Genomic DNA, 17,927 nt, shown 5'->3' on the forward strand with positions numbered 1-17,927 from the left:
CCCCATCACCGCGCGCCGGCAGCGTCAATCATCCCGACCGGGCTATCCAGAGCATTCCGCGCAAGTCAAGCCCGGGCACCAGTGCTCCTCTCGTGACGCTCACAATCTATCTAACGGTAAGTGCGGCTAAAACGACATGACGCAACAGGAGTAAGCCGTGGCGTCTAGTGTCGCGTGCTCTGCCGAGAGCGCCGCCGCTGCACGCCGACACTGTCTCGTTCCATCGTGCCGATGAGCGAGACCGTCCACTTCTCACCCATTCCTTGCTTAGCAAGTGTTGTGACAGGTAATTGTCGATGGTGGCGTGCTCAACAGAGTTGCCGAACGAAGCGTTCCGCCCACAGGAAGCGAACCAAGGCGCTCGTTGCAGAAAACTCGTGCGTTGTTAACACCCTATTCAAGAGCGCCATAACGGACTCTTGCGCAACCAAGCCGAAGTCGGCCAGGGCGCATGAGGAAAGTTGCGATGAAATTGTGTCTGCGCGAGCCGCGATCGCCTTTGGTAACACAAGCGCGAAAGTCTCCTTTACATAACCGGGCGGAAACACATCACGGCCCAGCCGACTATGCAGGTAAGAGCGGAATATTTCCTTGCCCTCGCGAAGTGCAAGTGGAAGTTTCGCTGCAGTATCAATCAATCTCCGATCGCCTAGCGGGCGAACGGGCCAAAGTCCGCGCTTTGCGAGTGGACGAGCATGACAAAGGCTTGCAAGCAGAAATGTGGATACGGTCGCGCTAAGCGGCGCGCTAAAAAGGAAAGATGAATGAGCCGCGTCGAGCGCGCGCTTTGTCAACAGGCCTTCTGCAAGTTCAACGGCGATCTCCAAGTGACGCGAAGACGAAGATCTGGGGGGCCTCTCTTCGGTGGTGGAGCAAGCGCAAAGCTCGTCGCCGCCTATGCCGGACCAGACGATTTCGCAGCCGTCCGCGCGAAACCTGTCCCAGAGCGCCTCAAACGCCTCGAGGTAATACTCTGAAGTGAGTGGCAGGCGTCGTTCTGGAGCAAGATCCAGATCAATCGCCGGCATGTGGGTATGCATTTCAAGAGGGTGATCGCGGCAATTCAGTGCACTCAAAATGCGCGCTCGCCGATCAGACTGCCTGGGGCTACTCCCGTCGCCCAGCAGTATGCCGCCACATGTTAGCGGTTCCACGCTTTTGCTGACAGCAATCGCGACCGAAGCGGAATCCATACCTCCGCTCAGCTCCACAGCGCTTGCACAAATGCCCGTTGGCCGCGAAAGGACAACTTCTTGCAAAGTATCCGCAAACTCAAGGAGACCACTGCTCTGTTCCCGCCCAGCGAGCTCGTCAGTGAACGGATTTAATGAGCCGTACTCAAAAGACGTGTCCGACCTGTCGACGTACAAGGTTGCGCCAACAGTCAGTAAGTTAATCCCCGCGCAGGGCTGCCGCGCAGAGTAAAACGTTCTCATCGACAGGTGATGAGCTATGATCTCTGCATCAATCGCTCGCGATGTACTCAAAAAATCGACGAAATCCCAGGAGAGCGTAACCGTACGAGTGCGTTCCTCCACGTGGAAGTAGATCGGCAGGCTGCCGATATGGCCAGCTCGTACCCGCAAGCGAGGACCTCGACGGGCGGCCTCGATCACGACAAAGTCGAGCGGCCAGTGCATGCATTGTCGGTAGTGCTGACGAAGCTGATCCGCAGCAGCGTTAGCTATGGCGATGGAATGGGTGCCAAACTCGTCTGCTACTCGTTGACGCTCCCGTATGACGAAGAACCACTGGTCAGAGTTCTTTAGCAAAAGGCTCTCAAGGCTCTTATGCTGGAAAGGCCGGATGTAGCTTTCACCAATTGCTATTGAGCAGTCTTTGACGGCAGGATCGAAGTTTTCCAGATCACCTATTCTCAGAGTAGCCTTGAGCATTGTTCTTGATGCAAACCCGAGCGCCCCTCGTGTGAGGGGCGGCAACAGGGAGTGAAGAATGATGCAATCAATCTTAAAGCCAGCCCTCCGTGGCACTATCGTTAGGTAGAGGTCCCTTTGGCGTCTTGATAGTGGGGGGCGGCAGAACCGGTAGAGGAAGGTCAGTTGCATCGGACGCGGGCCGTTTGCGTGTGTCTGCAGTTGCACTCTTCATGTCGTGTTCCTTACGGATCGGGTTCTTGTCGTCTCGGCATCCTATGCTTCAGTAAGAGGCCGGATAGTGTGGCGCGGCAGTTGTCGGCCGCAACATGACGTATCTCATGTGAGAAGCCCGGCGACAACCTACCAAGACTGGGGGGGCATGACAGCGCTGGACAGAGCTCATTTGAAGCCCACCGGTTAGCGATAGCAAATTTTTGTGAGCCCGCATCGAACACCTTTACGCGAGTTCGTTTCAAATCTAGATCGTGCGAACGAGGCGATGGAGTTCTCTGCGCAAAGCAAAGCACGCCGTTCCCTCGACGTGTCGCAGATATGTCAAAGTAGACAGCGTTGTCGCCGATTTCCGAAATCTTGCATGCATACTGGCGGTCCGATCGGTGCCTGCTTCTCGTCGTTGCCACGGTGGTGCTCATCTCAAGCGCGAGCAGCGTCGCAGCCCCCTATGTATTTTCGTCTCTGATTGATCGTCTGCCGCGGAGTGAAGGCGCGTCGGTGCTCGCCTGGGGCTTCGCTGGCTATGCGGTCCTGCATGGAATTGCGTCCGCATTTCAGCGTATGCTGCAGTATCTTTCCTTTATGACAGCAGAGAACCTTGGCTTCATCGCTGCAACTCGCTTTTTCGATCGAATCCTGAGAAAAACCGCAGCCTTTTTTCTTGAGCACAATCCCGTGGAAATACAGAGTGCGGCCGCGCGCGGCCGCAGCGCGTTGATCACGATGGTCCAGCTTGCAACTACGATCTTCTTCCCTGCTGCAGCGCAGCTTCTGCTTACGATCGCTACTCTGGGCGCGCTCGTCAATATTCAGATCGCTGCAATCGTCGTCGCTTATGGGGCTGCCGCGATTACATTGACCTGGAGTTCGACGCGTCAGGCGCGCGTATTTCTGGACCGGGCCGTCGATGCCGGTCAGGAGAATGCGCGTTTCGTCGGCAATGTCATGAACGCCATGGACACGTTGCGCCATTTTGGCAGTCATGCCTGGATGAGCCAGCGCTTTACGATGAAAGCGCGGGAAGTGCGCGATAACTTTCGAGCCTACGTGCTTCAACGACTGCCCTACATCGCCGTGCTCGGCTTAGCCGTCGCGCTACAATTTGCTGTCACTCTTCTCCTTCTAGTTCCTGACTACCAGGCCGGCGTGGTTACGATCGGCGACATTGTGCTATTCAATACGCTTATACTCCAACTCAGTATGCCCTTCGAGATGGTCGCGCGCGCGATCTCTGACGCGTCGCGGTCGCGCGCGGACCTCATCCCTCTCATCAGACTGTGGGGCGCACCAGAAGAGCGGCGAACGTCCCATGCTCATGATTTCACGCCCTCCGCTGGCCAGATATATTTCGAGGACATTGGTTATGCCTACGAAAACGGTCGTGGCGTTACGAACGTCTCGTTTTTGGCTGGACGCGGCGGGATTACTTTTCTGGTCGGCGAAACGGGATCGGGGAAGTCGACAATCTTTAGGCTCGTCCTGAAATCAATCGAGCCAGACTGCGGCCGTATTCTGGTCGATGGAACTGATATAACGGGTATCGATCGCACGGCTTGGTATGCTGCAGTTGCTGTCGTGCCGCAGGACGTGATGTTGCTCAATGAGTCGCTAGCCGACAACATTCTGCTAGGACGGCCCCGCGATGAGGTGCGCCTTCGCGCCGCGTCGAAAAAAGCCGCTATTCTCCCTTTCATCGAGGCGCAGCCGGAAGGATTTGAAACAACTGTTGGAGAACGCGGTTTGAAGCTTTCAGGCGGGGAGCGCCAGCGTATCGCTATTGCCCGTGCGCTCTATGGCCAGCCCGCGATCCTTCTTCTCGACGAGGCCAGCTCCTCCCTTGACGAGCGAACCGAACGGGACATCATGGACCATATTCGTAGCCTGGCGGAAGATGTGACCGTGCTGGCGATTACGCATCGCAGAGGCGTCATTTCTACAACCGACGTCGTGGTCGATCTGACCCCCTGCGCTTGTCAGGCATAGGCGAGGCGGATGCTCAGCCCGCACGTCTACCGATCTTAGATTGCCGATTACGGAATGTCTGCAAGTTAGACGAACCAAGCCATTGCCAACAGCGGGCCGGCGAATCTGGTGGCTAAATCTGGACAGAACGGGACGTTCCTGCTGTCACGTCGTCTCGGGAATTCCCATCGCGGCTCGCGGCACGGTGGTCGCCACTACTGGATCTAGTAGGTTTGTAGTTCCCTGGCACGAGTTACTGGTACGGCAGTTTTGACAGCACGTCTCGCGTACCAAGGTGCGCGCCGGACCAGGAAAACCCGATGCAGCTGATCGCACTGTACCGTACTTCTCTTGCACTGATTCTGTTTGCCTGCGGGGTAATGGGGAGCGCGCAAGCCGACGATCCGCCGCGGCCCGCCCAGGTCACGATGCCGTCCGGCCAAAAGACTAGCGGCGGCCAAACGCCGAGTATGCCGTCTGCTGCTGAGCCACATCGCCTGCCGCCGGACTGCAGCACCAGGCACACGCTTGAGCTCCCTGGACGGACGCTTGCTTTCGTCGCGACCGCCGGCTCCATCCGGCTGTTCGACGACAAGGGCGAGCCGCAGGCTGACATCGTCTATACCTCCTATCAGCTCGACGGCACCGATCGCGGCATGCGCCCGGTAACGTTCTTTTTCAACGGCGGACCGGGTTCATCATCGGCCTGGCTACAACTCGGCAATGCCGGACCGTGGCGGCTGCCGATCAATGCTGACGAGGTCACGCCATCGACAAATCCGGCGGCGAGACCAAACGCGGAAACCTGGCTCGATTTCACCGATCTGGTGTTTCTCGACCCCGTCGGCACCGGCTACAGCCGTTTCGTGGGGACCAGCGATGACGTGCGCAAGCGGTTCTTCTCCGTTGAGGGCGACGTCGACTCGCTCGCGCTGGTGGTACGCCGTTGGCTCGAAAAGCATGACCGGCTGTTGTCGCCGAAATACATTGTGGGTGAAAGCTATGGGGGCATTCGCGGGCCAAAGGTTGTGCAGCAGTTGCAGATGCGGCAGGGCATAGGTGTCAAGGGCCTGATCATGGTCTCGCCAAGATTCGACTCCAGTCAGTTTGCCCGCACGAGCCTGCTGCAGTACGTCGCAAGACTGCCGAGCTATGTCGCTACCCTGCGTGAAGCAGAAGGTCCGGTGAAGCGAGCCGATCTCGCCGACGTGGAAGCTTATGCACGCGGGGAGTATCTGATCGACCTCATCAAGGGCCAGGCGGACAAGGAAGCAACCATGCGTCTGGCCGACAAGACTGCCGCGCTGACCGGGATCGACCAAGCGATCAGTCGCCGGCTCGCGGGTCGCTTCGACCTAGCCGAGTTCCGCCGCGAATTCGATCGTAAGAACGGAAAGCTCATCGGCAATTATGACGCCTCGGTGCATGGCATAGATCCATATCCGGATTCGGATCTTCACCTTTCCGGGGATCCCTCGAGCGATACACTGCTGGCGCCTCTGACTAGCGCCACTGTCGATCTCCTGACTCGCAAGCTTAACTGGCGGCCCGACGGCTCCTATGAGCTATTGAACGGCACCGTCGTCCAGGCTTGGGACTTCGGCCGCAGCCCTCCCGAGTCGCTCTCGGAGCTACGCCAAATCCTGGCAACGGACCGGAACATGAAACTGCTGGTCGGGCACGGCCTGTTTGACCTCGTCACTCCGTATTTCGAATCACAAATCCTGCTCGATCAATTGCCGCCATTTGCTTCGGCTCCGCGCATCAAACTTGTCGTTTTTCCCGGCGGCCACATGTTCTATTCGCGGGACAGTTCGCGGCAAGCTTTTCGTACAGAGGTCGAAGCGATGATGAAGTAGTGCCGGCGACGAACTTGATCGCAAGCAAGCTCGTGTTCCGGCGCGCGCAGTCACATTCTCTCAGCGAGTGCAGAAGAAGTCCTAACGCCCGCTTCGAGGCGCGAGACGCCGGCTATGATTCGTCGTCTGCGCCGTCACTTACGATGGGGCAAACACAACGAGACGAGACGGTATTTCGGACAACAGGCTCTGGATTTGGCCGGAGATTGCACTTTGGGCTGCTATCGCCAGCATTCTCGCAGCCGCAATCGGTTTTTCCTGGAATGAAAATCCGCTCGCGCAAGCGTTCGCGGCAATCTTCATCGCCTGCGCTCTGATCCGCCGCTCTTGCCTATGATCCGCGCCGAGCCTCAATCCTGTTTGCTTCGTGCAGCACGATTGCGCTCACGATGGAAAGCCTCGGCACCGCTACGGGCTTTCCATTCGGCAGCTATCATTTCGAGTTGAGCGCGGATCTCCCCATATCGGCCTCGTTCCACTCATCATCGGACCGTTCTGGTTCGGGCTGGCTATTTTTCGTGGACAGTGACGCCGATCCTACTTGATGGCACCGATCGTCAGCTCGATTGGCCTTTCAACTTGAAAGCTCTGCTAGTCGTCGCTGCGTTCGTCGTGAGCCAATTGGACATAAAGACCCGTCGCGCTCGCGGAAAGTTTGGGCCCGGGTTTTGTTTTGGCGCCATCAAGCGACCGGGATGGCTAACGGGATCCCCCGGGCTCGGACTCGGGCGGGCACGGCCTGCGAGCTTGCTCCAAGCGGGATTGGACATGAGGCGCACTCCTGTCCCTGCAGGTTCTTAGAAGACGCCTAGATCGATATTCTCGGCAAATGCCTTCCTTGAAGAAAGTTCGGCTGCTGTGCGAGCAATGCGAAATGGCCCAGTTCAGGCGGCTGCCTTAGTGGCTTGTCGGATGCGGTGCAAGCTGGCTTCAACGCTTCCGCGTCGTGCGGATTCGAGCCATGAAGAAAATTCTCGATCTGGCGTCCATTCACCCAGCATCGCTCCAGTGCGAGATGAAAACCGTTTTGCACAGTACTTTCTTACACCACAGCGGCACCGTGTCGTAAATACAGGCATCGCCATTGATATCTGCTTGAGTGCGGCGGGTTCGCAGATGCGGCCAATGCGGATTTTACGACGCGTCCCTGCCTTTAGGCGTCCTGGCGAATCCTGCTGTATGCGAATGCGAACTCGTCCGTGCAGTCAAGCGAGCGTCGTGAGCATTGCGGCGATAGCAGCTGTGAAGTCCTGTCTCTTCGGGGGCGGTCTCGGTGCAGAGCTTATGGTTTGTGCCATTCAGTTTTCTTCTTCATCGGCTGGCCGAGCCTCCAGGTCCTTCGAGGGAAATTTTTCAGTAGGCCGCGCTTTCTTGTGCCGCTTTTTGGCGCTCGGGGATTTCGGCGGCTCACTGGATCCGGACACATCTTCTTTTGCTTGCGCGGCTTGGCGTCCCTCGGGGCCTCGGCGCCGCATGATGCCGACGAGGCCGACAAGCACCAGCGCGAGGCCGGTAACGATCACGAGAATCGGGACTGCGTTTGCCCAATCGAGGCTCAAGGATTTGACCCTTACTAGATTGCGGGCGCCAACCGAGCACCAGGACAACGAAGGACTAAGTTTGGTCGTTGCCCCGAGTGTTCGTCAGGCTCTCTTTTATGTGTTCAGCCTGTTGCCTTGTCAGTTTCTCGGCCAGGCGGCTGTCCTTTATCAACGCTGGTCCCTTGCGTTCTCGATAATAAACCATCCAGCCAGAGGTCCCCATTCGAACGATAAATCTGGCCTGCGCAGACGTTCCAAAATTCACTGGTTCTCTCTATAAGCCTTGCAACCCACCAATTAGGCTCGCCATTGGCATGCAAGTCAATTGTACTATGTGAATCTGCGCATGGGATTGAGCGAGCAGTCTCCCGAGACGTTCGTTGCATCCCTCATTCCTTGAAATTTTGCGCCGGGTTGGAACGTCCTGCCGATTGATCCAATGAACGAGAATGGTCGTAGGACTTAGATTGCACGTGGCGTTCGCGGTCGATGCGGCAGGAGCCGCGCGGGTACCTATGAATTCACCAGCCATAGTGACGAAGAGGCCAAGAAGCGGGCCGAGGGGTATCTAGATGCCCGCGATGTCATCGAGACTAGGATCGACCTAGGTTGGTCGGCAGCCTGAAGCGGGGTGAGGTGACCGGTCAATCGCCCTGCTACCGTCACGCCTTACCACGTCTGGACTGAAAAGCGGCCGCCCTCGTGAATGCCCTCGAGCTCCTTTTGCTGGCAGCAGTTGGAAGCCCATGCAAGGCAAGTATGAAGTGAGTTGGAAACCGAGTTTCTGGCTAGCTGCCGTGGCTAAGCTGCGGGCCGGAACTTCTGATGACACAATCCTATCAATGAACCAGGCACAGGGCAGGCGTCGAAACATGTAACCGGAGATCCTCGGCGAAATCGACCTTGCCAGGACCCGTCTTTGAACGCGCTGAGAACCGCGGCGCGAACTAGCTTGGTACTTCGGACAAGCCGGGCGTCCTCGCTTCTCAGCTCCGGGCGCTCCGTCGATTGCGTCGTGTCAGCGCTGCGAGCGCTCGGCAGTATGATGAAGCCGGTGACCGTCGACGCAATCCCGGGTGCTCTCGGGGCCATCTGCGCCGTCCGTCTCGATGGCCCCGCGCGAACGACCACGTCAAAGGCGGAGATCTACATTCTTGCAGACCGGCGCGAGCGCGCGACGTCAGGCGGAAGAGACCCGCAATAAAATTGTCCAGTGCTATGACGGACTTACCTGAGCGCAGCGTTCTGAATCTTGAGCGGCGCAGTCTCGGGAATCATGAGCATGGCACAGAGGCCGGCCGCGCTAGCGACAAGCATATACCAGGCCGGCGCCAGCGGGCTCCCCGTCAGGTGGATCAGCCAGGTGACGATGGGTTGGGCTGTACCTCCGAAGATCGCAATGGCAAAAGCGTAGGTCGTGGCGAAGGCGCCGCCACGAATGTTCTTAGGCAAACCTTCGGCCATGCTCACATAGAAGGCGCTATACGGAATCGTTCCGATCAGGGTGAGCGCGCCGAGGCCTCCGAAAAGTGCGAGAGCACTGCGGCTCTGCGAGATCCAGAAGAACACTGGATAGGTCATCAGCAACGCAGCGGTCTGCGGCCAAATCATGATGTGCCGGCGGCCCGCGCGGTCCGCGAGCCACCCGCCCAGCAGTGCGGCGGCAATTCCTACCGTACTGCTGATAAGTGTGGCGCCAAAGGCGAGAGGCGCGGAAACCTGCAAGGTGTTCAGCGCATAGGTGGTCATATATCCCGTGACATAGGTGATGATCGTGCAGCTGGCCAAAATGACAAATCCCAGACTCATGATGCGGCGAGCGGTTGGCGATCTCCTTACAGGCTGAACGCCGGGAGCCGACGTGTCTGCGCGGTGCAACGTTTCGGGCAGGTTGCTCCGCAACCAGAGTCCGAACGGCAGCGTAGCGGCGCCGAGTAAAAGCGCGATCCGCCATCCGTAAGCACTGAGCGCCTCGCTTGTCATGGTAAGGGAGAGTATTTCTCCCACAAGCGCTCCGGCCGTCGCAGCAATCTGTTGGCTGGCGGGCTGGAACGAGACAGCAAGACCGCGCCGTTCGGCCGGAGCCGCTTCCATCAAATAGGCGGTCGTCGGACCAACTTCACCGCCCAGTGCGAAGCCCTGCACCAAACGTGCGAAAATGACCAGCAACGGAGCGGCAACTCCTACTGTCTCGTACGAGGGCGTAACCGCCAACAAAAGGATTGCGGCGCTCATCATTGCAAAGCTGGCGGTCATTGCGGGCCGGCGGCCGGCCCGATCCGAGTACGAGCCGAGCACGACGGCCCCGATCGGCCTGGTCACAAAACCCGCGCCAAACGTCGCGAGTGACAGCATGAGGCTCGCGAACGGGTCGCCCGCCGGGAAGAACGCCTGACCGATCTGGATCGCGAAAAAGCTGTAGGTCCCGAAGTCGTAGAATTCGAGAATGTTGCCGATCGTTGCGCCCAATACGGCGCGGCCGGTCAAGCGTTGGCCTGCCGCAACGAGGACCGGCTCCAGCCTCTTCCGAGTAAATTGCCTGGCCATCCTCGATCCGTCTCGAGCGCGATCGCTGGCCCGAACATTTAGATCGGCCAAGTCGCGCCCGTTGCATTCCACTTTCTCTACACGTCGTCTAGCTTGAGGTGGCCGGACACGCGCTCCGGTGCTCCACATGTGCCTGACGCGGGCCAGGACGAGCTCAGGGCGTTAAGTGCAATAAAAATGCCTGTCTGCTGCAGCTCCTTTCAAATCTTGAACTGATCGCGGCAATCGCCAGCGAACATGAATAAAGGAACGCACTGCAATTTGTCGGGCGGGTCCGTCGTTGTACTCCCGTGCAATGGCGCGTTTGCGACAACATTGGCGGGCGCCGAACAGGCGGTGACCGCTTTTCACACCGAAGGACCGCCGCGTGTTGCTGCGTTCGGCTGGTTGCTCACAGCGGACGCGTCAGGCGATTTGGCCCGGCTTTTGCTCTGCTGCTTGTTAGTTGCGCGCAGCCGCCGCCTTGTCGGGATTGGTCCGCTGCAGAATGCAGGATCTTCGTGCGATCAAAAGACAATGGGGGTTCGCATTGTTGACGGTACCATGAAATTGATCGACATCGGCGCGGCGCCGCAGACATCAACGGTCATATTCGGTCAGGCGAGCCGCGGCTCGGCGGGACGCAAATGGAAAGCGTGACGCGCCAGAGTCTGAACTCCGGGAAGTTGAAATCAAGTCACCAGCAATGTGGACCCACCTCGTGAGTGGACTTGGTTTTATCAAGGCCAACCCAGGAAAATAGGCTTCTTTTCGTGTTGAAGTGCTGCCGTCAGGCGATGGCCGCGAAGGTGTGCGGCCGATGTCTGACCAAGACGGCCGCGCTTCGCTCGCGCATCTGCGTGCACGGGCGGGCGAAGTTGGATGGCAAAGCACGCCCGCAATCAATGCCTCGAATAGAAAGTGTAGTATGAAGACGAAGACAGTCACGACCATCATACTTACGGTTAATGCGTTGCTAGGTTCGCCCAGTAGAGCCGTTGAAATTTACGATGTCCGCGCTTCGAACGGTGTGCCCTTCATGCGGGCTCGGATATTCGGTATCGGCGATGGCCCTTATTGGGGAGAAGAAGGTGGCAGCCGGCAGCGTTCGCTGCGAAATTTGCCGCAATGGGAAGTAGATCATTCGCTTGCGGCGATTCGGCATTGGGCCGAGATCATCAACGTCATACCGGGGCAGTCGCCGGCCCTCGTCAACATCGGTGGAATTCGCGATAACACCGCATATGCCAGTTTCGATACGTCCCCCGGTGGCGGCACCAAAGTGCAGGCGGCACTCACGGGTCAAGATCCGGGCGAGCTGCAATACGGCGCGCATGCCATGGTTACAATCGGCCAGATGGGATTTTCATCCGAAGCATACATCCCTTCGCAATTGCCGATGACTCCAAAGATAGGTCTTACACCGGTAATGATCCATGAGCTCGGCCATGATCTCGGAATCGGCAGTACTATCCGCTATGAACCATACCCGGACTTCCCTGGGCCGCTATCAACGTATTTCCCGGAAAAGATAAATGCTTGGACAGAGCATTTGTACGACGACAATGGCAAACAAGCCAAGCCTGGACAGACGATCTATTGCGCCGTCTGCGCGAACCCGCGCGCTGACGACGTTTTTGACCTGCGTCACGATCAGGGCTATTTCGCCGGCAAGCATGTGAGTGAAGTGCTCGCCGGCGCAATGCCAGGTATTCCGGTGCGAGTGATGGACGAGCATGGTCAACGCCGGGATGTACCCTTCGCCTCGCACATCGAGCTTAAGAACAGCCTGATGAGCCACCAGGGATACCGTAACTACACCTCTTTGATGGAGGCGGAGATCGCCGCCTTGCAGGATATCGGCTACAGCATCGATCGGCGCAAACTCTTCGGTTATTCAATCTACGGAAACGGCCAGAATCTGGTAAACGACAATCCCTTCTTCGCTCGTAACGCTGACGGCACCGTCTATCTGCCAAATACATACAACAAGGCCACGCTCGGACTTGGGCTGCACGTCTATGGCAGCGGCAATACTGTGGTCCAGCATGCCGACCTGCTTTCGAAAGGAGCAGGGGGCGCTGGCATCCGCGTCGATGGCAAAAACAATCAGATCATAATTCCGCCTGAGACCCGCGTATACGCCGACGGCGCCTATGGGCGCGGCGTCATGTTCGCCTATGGCAAGAATCATACGTTTACTCAGCGTGGAAACGTGCAGGCTCTCGGCGAGCATGGCATCGCAGCAAGTTTCGACTTTGGCAACAACGCGATGGGCAATGACTATGAATATCGTGGATCGTATATTCACACGATCGGCAATAACGCGGCGCCGATGCTGAACGAAATCGAGGGCCCCCTCGTCAGCAAGTTCGATCTGACCGGGCGCCTGGCTGGCAGTCATGCAGCGATGTACATGTCGAACAACGGTTATGTCGGCGAGATCAATGTAATGCGTGGCGCAATGCTGTCAGGGGACATCCTGTCTGACTACGCCCAGCTTGACGAGAAAGGTGCTCTGCGGCTGACCAAATTGACATTCGGTATGACGCCTGACGCGAACGGTCACTCAACGCAGGAGCCCGACCAAAGCTTTGCGACCCGCTATGAAGGGAATATCATTGGACGCAACCTGTCGCTGCAGTTGTCGGGCGGCGTCACGTTGTTGACCGGAAATCATGAACTGTATGACGCGACTGTCGCGCAGGCCGCAGCCTTGTCCGGCAATGGCAGTTATCTGCTCAATACCGATGGCCTCTTCACCAATAGCGGTACTGTCGCGCCGCTTATCGGTCGCCTGGACAACAGCATAACGGTGAATGGCGACTATCTGCAGACCTCGACCGGTCGCTTGCAGGTCGCGGTGAATGATAGCGGTGCGTTTAGTCGTCTGGTGGTGAACGGCAATGCGACGCTCGACGGCACGCTCACGATCACCCCGCAGCGTGGCTGGTATGGCAGCGGCTTCAACTTCTCCTCCAATCAGTGGCTGAATGCAACAAATCTCTGGGGCTCGTTTGCGAACGTGACGACATCGCTGCAATCACCGACCTTGCTGGCGAGTGCTACAGCCGAGGGTGGCAACACCTATGCGTTGACGCTCTCCCGCCCATCCGATGCTTACTCGCGATATGGAGCCGACGCCAACAGCCGTCAGGTGGGTGCGGCGCTCGATCAAGTCGCTGGCAACGCTGCGTCGGGGCTGCACCCGCTCGTCGCGGCACTCGACTTCTCCTCGCCTGACGGAACGGCGGTGACATCTGCGCTGCGACAGCTCTCGCCCTCCATCTATGCCTCCGAACAGGGCAGACGTATCAATGACAGCTTCTATGCGCGATCGGCGGTCTACGACCGCCTGGAACAGGCGTTTGGCGGGGCGCCATCATCAGCGATGAATGCAATAGGTTATGGTCCTGAGCAGAAAAGGCCAGGTGGCGATTCCGTCCCTGCCATCGGTGCCATCGCCGCGGCGTCTTCTGATCCGCCAACCTATGACCTGCAGGGTTATGCCGCGTGGGCTTCTGCCTTTGGCGGATGGACGACCCAATCAGGTGACGGCAATGCCGCAAGCACCAGATCCAGCATCAGCGGCTTCATGACCGGTATCGACAGGCCGGTATTTGAGGACTGGCGCTTGGGTGTTCTTGCTGGCTATAGCCGCTCCACTTTCAAGGCTGGCGCTGCTTCTTCGTCAGGCCGCAGTGACAATTACACGTTCGGGACCTATGCCGGAACCGAGTGGACCGCACCGGAAGGGGCCGTCGCATTCCGCTCAGGCATTGCCTACACATGGCACGATCTTGAGATGAGCCGCAACGTTAGATTCCCAGGGTTCAACGACAACTTGATCTCGGATCGCGATGCAGGCACTTTCCAGATCTTTGGAGAATTGGGCTACAAAGTTCACCTCGGCAAGTCTTCCATGATCGAACCCTATGCCAATCTTGCCCACGTTCGCGTCGCGACGGATGCTTTTTACGAAAGGGGCTTGAACGGGGCGGCGCTTGATGTTCGCGCTGACACGATGGATACGACGCTCTCCACGCTCGGCGTCTACGCGACGACCCGTTTTCAACTTGGCCACATTGCCACGACTGCGCGCGCTGACGTTGGCTGGCGTCATGCCCTAGGTGACATTATTCCGCTGTCGACAGCCAGCTTTGCTGCAGGTTCCAGCGCTTTTGCAGCTTCAGGCGTATCCATTGGCAAGGATGTGGCACTCGTGAAATCCGGTCTGGACTTCCAGCTTTCGAGCGCCAGCACCCTTGGCATCGCCTATCAAGGCCAGTTCGGTTCAGGCATTACCCAGAACGGACTGAATGCCACCCTCAACGTGAAGTTCTGATACGCATGCTCAATCACCATAGAACCGCTTTGATGCCTGACGGAAGCAGTTCCTGGCGGCCTTCAGATCGGCCGCCGCTATAGGGTGGGACAAGTAGCGCCACTGACGACATAGGTCCGGAACGCCGGGCTGCGCTCACGCCCACCTGATCCGGCGGCCGTTCGGTCCTCGTGGATCACCACGAACTCATTTTCGATCGGGCGCCGGCCGTGCCGGCGTCAGACATGAAGTTGTTCCACGTTTTCACGTGCACATTGTTGTCGATCATGATTGATAGACGCCCTTCCCATTACCGTTAGATGAGGGGATGGCGACCTTACCGATCCAGTTCTGGACACTAGCGCTTCTCGAATGATGAATTGCACACCCCTAGCCCTTTGCGCCCCGCTTAGCGCATCGTACCGATCGATGCGATTCGAATCAAAAGGTCCGGAACGCATTGATTTCAGACATATCTACGGGAATCCTGAATGTGGATTGGTCCTAGTCAGATAGCATCCTGTCCAATGCCTTGCGGATCTTGGTCGCCCGCGACGTCTCGATAGATGCACTGTAATTTAGAGGGCCGCGCTGGACAGCAAAGGCGTCGCGCCTTTCGGCCAACGACTCCGATTTGGGGGCGCGACTGCTTGTGCTCACGTCTTCGTCTCTGAAACCAAGCCGGTTGCTTGCAGCTTCCTCGATGACGTTGCCCGAGTGGGAATGCTTGTAAAACAGCGCCGGGAGCACCCTCTCCCCGTGAAACAAGTTTATATTGACATGTTCTAGCATGGCGTCGGGTGAAGCCATGTAGTCGCTTGAAACATCCCGCTCGTCGGCAATCGTTCCGTGCCGATGAAGATTGTTGTGCCAGTCATCGAAGGTTGATGAATTTTGGCGTGCCGCCAGTGCAGATTGCATGCTGAACATCACGCAGTCGCTAGCAGATTTCTGCACACCAACCCCGATAAAGGCCCACTTCGGCTCCGTCCCTAGCTGTTGTAGTGTTTCCCGTCGCAGTCGGGAGTATGGAGCGATAAAGGTGTAAAGGTCGGCCGGCTCCATCACGATGACCGTCGGAGCCGCCCCGGCCCGGGTTCGAACATCCGCAGCAAAGTGGTGCGCCTCGCCATCTGCCAACCGTACGATGGCACGCCAGGCACCAGTCGATGATCGGTCTGTCAACGCTTCGAGAAAACTGGCAGGCGAAGCCATATATCTGAGATTAAGGTCCGGGTAGCGCTCGTTGTAGCTGTCCGCTAAGCGATCAATATTGTCGACATCGAGAGAGAGCAGTTTCTCGTCGGTCTGGATGTCGGCAACCAGATTGCGAGCGACTTGCTGACCGTAGTCGACTAGGCCGGACGAAAGTCCCGCCTGGCTGGCGCGCTCAAGTGTTTGCCCAAGCAGCTGGAGCTTTTCGTCAATGCGGGCCGGCCGAATAGGTTGCGACGTGGTTCCGCGATCGGCCTCGCTAGAGGGGCCGGCCGCGTGCTCCCGTTCATCAATGGATCGAGGCGAGGCCGATCGCACAGAATCCAGCTCAGCGGCAAAATCAGCTTCCCGGGTCTGTCCATCGTCCTGAGAAGTCTCGCGCCGTACGCTCATTCGTGATATGCAGCCGCCCATTCTTACCTCTTGTTGAAAGGAACCCGACCGGGCTCGCCACGAGCTCGCCCGCAAGGGCTGATATGAGTCTTAATCGGGCATTGAGCGCCGTCGAAGGTCCGGGATGAGCGGTCCTTGCTCGATGGCGCAAGCGCGCGCCACAGTTGACTAAGATTCCAGGGGACCAATGATGAGAGCCGCGTCAAGAGTCCCTAATGCCTCTTAATTGAAGGGCGCGCTTCATAGCGCAAGGCCACGGTCTGCGAGCACCTGATGCATCAGCGCGCCCTTGATCTCGCGGGCGATTTCCTTGTTGATCTGGGCACCCAACACCCGCTCGGCATCGGCGTCGCCGGTCAGACCATGCTCGGCAAGCCGTTGCGCCAGGCGGCTGTTGAACTCGTCGCCCATCGCAGCGAAGAGCCGCTCCTGCATTGCTTTATAGGCCTGGGGTGCGATGCGGCTCACCACCGTCTCCCAAGGTTGCCAGCGCGTCGCCAGATAGTCGGCGAATCCGGTCGCCTCCTGGTTTCGCACCGACGTCTCGGCTGCGGCAATGTCGTGCTCGGTGACGTGGGAGACAGCGAAAAAGCGCATGTTCGGAGCGATGTGCTGCAGCTGCAGCACATCGCGCAGCTTGACTTGATAGGCGAGATAGACCTCGATTTCGTCGACGAAGCGAAGCGAGCTGACCTTATCGCGCGCAATCTGCTCTAATGCGTCCAGGCGAAACATGACGCGGCCCTGCTGCAGGAGCTCGTCGAGCCGCTCGTCATAGGCCCTGTCCTCCACATCAGCGTTCAGGCGTGCGGTCTGCATATCGTTCCAGGTCAAAGTGATCCGATCCTCGCAGCTTGCACTCGCTCCGATCGCCAGCTGAAAGTACTGCTCGCACAATTGCGGCCTGGTCGCCGTTTGCCGCAGATCCTCCGCCACCGTCTCACGAACGCGTCATTGCCATAGCTTACGGTATCCCTCAGCCTGTCGAGGAAACGTGAATATTGCTCGGCACCCGGCTTATCGGCGAAGCTCTGCCAGGCGGCTACAGTTGCCGGCTCGTCCTCGAGCCAACTCGCGACTGCCTCGCCCAGGGGCCGGGCCTGACCGTGCTCCGCCGCTTCACCCATCGAGAAGAAGACCCTCGGGCCGACATAGTCCGCAGCGTTGAGGGCTGCCGCCAGATTGGTCCGCACCCGCTCGGGCAGCGGATTCTCGTCCACATCAATGGTGCATTGAGCGCTGAGCTGCGTCAGCAGGGTCTCAGGCAAGCTGGTCAGCTCGTTGTGGTCGGCGAAGAGAGTCAAGAGCGAAGGCGGCAGGGTGTTGGGCAAACTCGTCAGCTCGTTACCGCTAATGCTAAGCCAACTGAGCTCGCTTGGGAGGGTTTCGGGCAGCGTGGTCAGCCGATTGCGGCCGGCATCGAACTGGCGGATTCCAGCCGGAAGTGTCTCGGGCAAACTGGCCAGCCGGTTGCCGCGGGCGTTGAGCACCTGAAGCGTTGCCGGAAGGTTATCGGGCAGACTGTCGAGCTGATTGTCATCGACGTTCAGGCGCTGAAGCCCGGCCGGGAGGTCGGGCAGGCTGGTCAGCCGATTGCCGCTAGCGTCGAGCTCCCGAAGCGTTGCCGGAAGGGTATTGGGTAGATTGTCCAGCTGATTGTGGTCGACGTTGAGACGTTGGAGCCCGATCGGAAGGGCGGCGGGTAGGCTAGTTAGGCGGTTGCTGGTGGCGGAAAGTCGCAGGAGTTCAGCAGGAAGGGCAGCGGGCAAGCTGGTGAGCTGATTGTCGTTGACAGTCAGGCGCTGGAGCGCGGCGGACAAGCTGGTCAAGGACAGCGATGAAAGCTCCAGCCACTGCGGCAATCCGCGTTGGCTGCCGCGTCCCGCAAAGCTCTCGTTCGTCCGACGGCCTCTTGCCGGTCTTCGTGTTCGCCCTGCCCCTCTTCGGCAGCCCAACCCTCCAGGAGCTGGTCCATCGACGGCTCTCTGGCGGCAGG

The 17,927-nt window shown here is 58.4% G+C and carries 8 protein-coding genes and 2 pseudogenes; 5 read left to right on the forward strand and 5 right to left on the reverse strand.

The genetic code is table 11. From position 1 onward, the window contains the following. Positions 1 to 308 precede the first annotated feature (308 nt). Positions 309 to 1,895 carry an asparagine synthase-related protein gene (locus tag AC1VNY_RS33020; RefSeq protein ID WP_482408307.1) on the reverse strand — a complete coding sequence of 529 codons (1,587 nt, stop codon included), beginning with the start codon at positions 1,893 to 1,895 and terminating at the stop codon, positions 309 to 311. A gap of 552 nt (positions 1,896 to 2,447) precedes the next feature. Here AC1VNY_RS33020 and AC1VNY_RS33025 point away from each other — a divergent pair. The 3 genes and pseudogenes from AC1VNY_RS33025 to AC1VNY_RS33035 form a co-directional block, all read left to right on the forward strand. Next, positions 2,448 to 4,094 (forward strand): ABC transporter ATP-binding protein, encoded by a 1,647-nt coding sequence (locus tag AC1VNY_RS33025; protein ID WP_482408308.1) that lies wholly within the window; start codon positions 2,448 to 2,450, stop codon positions 4,092 to 4,094. 299 nt (positions 4,095 to 4,393) lie between these two features. Beyond that, entirely contained in the window at positions 4,394 to 5,932 is a 1,539-nt protein-coding gene (locus AC1VNY_RS33030) for a S10 family peptidase (protein ID WP_482408309.1), read from the forward strand. Between the two features lie 344 nt (positions 5,933 to 6,276). Further along, a pseudogene (locus AC1VNY_RS33035) lies at positions 6,277 to 6,477 on the forward strand (carotenoid biosynthesis protein); the annotation flags it as partial. A gap of 753 nt (positions 6,478 to 7,230) precedes the next feature. Here AC1VNY_RS33035 and AC1VNY_RS33040 read toward each other — a convergent pair. Both AC1VNY_RS33040 and AC1VNY_RS33045 read right to left on the reverse strand, forming a co-directional pair. Beyond that, entirely contained in the window at positions 7,231 to 7,491 is a 261-nt protein-coding gene (locus AC1VNY_RS33040; RefSeq protein ID WP_482408310.1) for a hypothetical protein, read from the reverse strand. 1,209 nt (positions 7,492 to 8,700) lie between these two features. After that, the gene (locus AC1VNY_RS33045) at positions 8,701 to 10,020 is read right to left on the reverse strand and encodes an MFS transporter (protein ID WP_482408311.1); all 1,320 of its coding nucleotides are present in this window, start codon (positions 10,018 to 10,020) and stop codon (positions 8,701 to 8,703) included. A gap of 237 nt (positions 10,021 to 10,257) precedes the next feature. On the opposite strand from AC1VNY_RS33045, the gene AC1VNY_RS33050 reads away from it, so the two are divergent. After that, complete coding sequence (locus tag AC1VNY_RS33050; RefSeq protein WP_482408312.1) at positions 10,258 to 10,659, forward strand: hypothetical protein; 402 nt, start codon at positions 10,258 to 10,260, stop codon at positions 10,657 to 10,659. A gap of 268 nt (positions 10,660 to 10,927) precedes the next feature. Next, positions 10,928 to 14,344 (forward strand): autotransporter outer membrane beta-barrel domain-containing protein, encoded by a 3,417-nt coding sequence (locus tag AC1VNY_RS33055; RefSeq protein WP_482408313.1) that lies wholly within the window; start codon positions 10,928 to 10,930, stop codon positions 14,342 to 14,344. A 483-nt stretch (positions 14,345 to 14,827) separates the two neighbouring features. On the opposite strand, the gene AC1VNY_RS33060 is transcribed toward AC1VNY_RS33055, so the two are convergent. Together AC1VNY_RS33060 and AC1VNY_RS33065 are read right to left on the reverse strand one after the other, a co-directional pair. Continuing rightward, positions 14,828 to 15,931, reverse strand: a complete 1,104-nt coding sequence (locus AC1VNY_RS33060) for a YopJ family acetyltransferase (protein WP_482408314.1) — start codon at positions 15,929 to 15,931, stop codon at positions 14,828 to 14,830. A 240-nt stretch (positions 15,932 to 16,171) separates the two neighbouring features. Beyond that, positions 16,172 to 17,058, reverse strand: a pseudogene (locus tag AC1VNY_RS33065) (NEL domain-containing protein). Between the last annotated feature and the right edge of the window lie 869 nt (positions 17,059 to 17,927).

This window comes from Bradyrhizobium ferriligni, assembly GCF_056837965.1.